The organism is Sporomusa sp., assembly GCF_057736855.1.
In genome coordinates, this window is sequence record NZ_JBYKYF010000425.1 from 1 (window position 1) to 2,059 (window position 2,059).

The following is a 2,059-nucleotide window of genomic DNA, read 5'->3' on the forward strand; positions in this document are numbered from 1 at the left end:
TGTTACCTGGCGAGTCAGTTATGTCTATCATTATGATGTCAAAATCGGATAATGCGGCTTCGTCCGGTGATTGCACACGGTATGAGTTGGATTCCAGCTTATCCGGGTTATCCTCTATATATTCGGACAATTCGTCAAAGAGATCATTATAATACATGTTTGCAATAACATCTCTGAACGAGCTGACACTTGCCATACCGTACCTCCATAATAACATTTCATCATACAGACCAGATATTTCCTTATGTAAATTATAACATAAATTGCGCAAAACACAATATTTATTACGCGAACTCAAATTTTTATTGTGTTTCGGCCTACTTTGTGGTATTCTTTATAACGAGCGAGGTGACAATTATGGCCGTAAGCTATAAAAAACTATGGAAACTCTTAATCGATAAAGATATGAAAAAGAAAGATTTAAGAGAAGCGGCTGGTATTAGTACATCTTCTATGGCAAAACTGGGTAAAAACGAAAATGTAACGACCGATGTGCTTGTGAAGATTTGCAAGGCATTAAACTGCGATATTTCAGATATTATGGAGATTATTGATGATGACTAAATTTAGCTCAATAAAATGGTTTAGCCAAACAAAATTGCATAATGTCTATTTTACTGAATGGAGTTATTTTTTTGTTTAGAATTGATGAAATTTTTAAGAGTGAAGAAACGAAACACAGATTAACATTATTTAAAACCGAATATATCAAATGGCTTGAAACACAGTTATTTGAAAAAACGGCAAGCCTTATCTATCAAAGCGGGTCGAGCCATGCTCGAATACAAAGAGTAAGTTTTTAGAAGTCCTTAATTTTAGGCACTTTTATGAGCATTATACTTTTGACCCAGTGGATGAGTTTTCACGTAATAAGCGGGTAAAAGACTCTGTAATGGTGGCTGTGGTGTTCAGAGTTGACACGGTAGACACGTCAGCAAACTAATATAAGACCTTCTTGGTGGTTTTTATCCGTCAAAGAGAGTTTTCCTTTTTATCCGCACCCGTAAAGTTTTAACAGAGTCTTATAAGCATCCGGGTAGACCGCATTGCAAAACCATACAGAGAAGCAATGGATGACATAATCCCGCAATTTTAGGATTTTATCGGCCATCTCGAAGCGATTGTTGCAGAATCTCAATACACTTAAGCGGAAACTGAACCTCATAGTATCAGCAAATACATCAGGTTTTAAAACTGGCGAAGATACTGCCAATGGCTTTTTTAAGCAGTATTTCCCGACATTATACGACTTCTTTTACGGCCTACTCATGCTTTTGACCGCTTACCCATATGTCAATGACCATTGTATCACTATCATCAAATACGAAGCCGATACCATTAAACACCGATACAGCGAGCATCTGATAAATTTTACTTGGCAAGAGATTATTTAGTTAGATTACGAGCTCAAAACCCAAAAAGAGATGCTTACAAACAACCACCTGTGGAGTTAATTCCATCGGCATCTAAAATAACCTTGAAAATATTAGAATTTTACCGTCAAAAGCAATAAAAAGATGCCTCGAAGAAACTTGACAAAGAGCTAGAGCCTTGAAAAAATCTATATTTTTATTAGAACCTTTGAAGATCCCGAAAGGGAGTTTTTGTTTTTATGAAATTAACTTAATTGTAATTGTATGTTCATACTTATAGCGTATATCTTTCTTGTCCGTTATTTCCCCAAAATTCCGTTTTGTTCTCAAAAAAGCTTGCTATTTAATTCTCGTATGGTATAATTTATATCAAAATAAGTGGAGGGCCCTATTTATGCACACGGATCTATTAACCGTTTCTCAAGCCGCTAAATATTTGCAATTATCGGAGAAAACAGTGCGCCGTCTTATAAAAAACGGTGATTTGCAAGCGTCAAGAATAGGTACTCGTACATGGAGAATTCGCGCAAGTGATATTGATAAGTACATTGAGTCTTCATTGAATTGTAACGGTCGGACGGACAAAACGCAAAATGCGGTAGTTGAGAAGATGGAAGAGAAAACCGCACCGCGCCTTATTTCACTTTTTTCGGGTTGCGGAGGAATGGATCTTGGATTCAAACAAG

General features: G+C 36.5%; 3 protein-coding genes. 2 read left to right on the forward strand and 1 reads right to left on the reverse strand.

Annotated elements, in window-relative coordinates; translation table 11 throughout:
- On the reverse strand, positions 1 to 196 hold a 196-nt coding region (locus AC29Z1_RS17170), incomplete at its 3' end, for a hypothetical protein (RefSeq protein WP_488272666.1).
- A 161-nt stretch (positions 197 to 357) separates the two neighbouring features.
- Between AC29Z1_RS17170 and AC29Z1_RS17175 the strand changes: the two genes are divergently transcribed.
- Together AC29Z1_RS17175 and AC29Z1_RS17180 are read left to right on the forward strand one after the other, a co-directional pair.
- Entirely contained in the window at positions 358 to 564 is a 207-nt protein-coding gene (locus tag AC29Z1_RS17175; RefSeq protein WP_034839746.1) for a helix-turn-helix domain-containing protein, read from the forward strand.
- Between the two features lie 1,203 nt (positions 565 to 1,767).
- A partial coding sequence (locus AC29Z1_RS17180) for a helix-turn-helix domain-containing protein (RefSeq protein WP_488272667.1) occupies positions 1,768 to 2,059 on the forward strand: 292 nt, incomplete at its 3' end.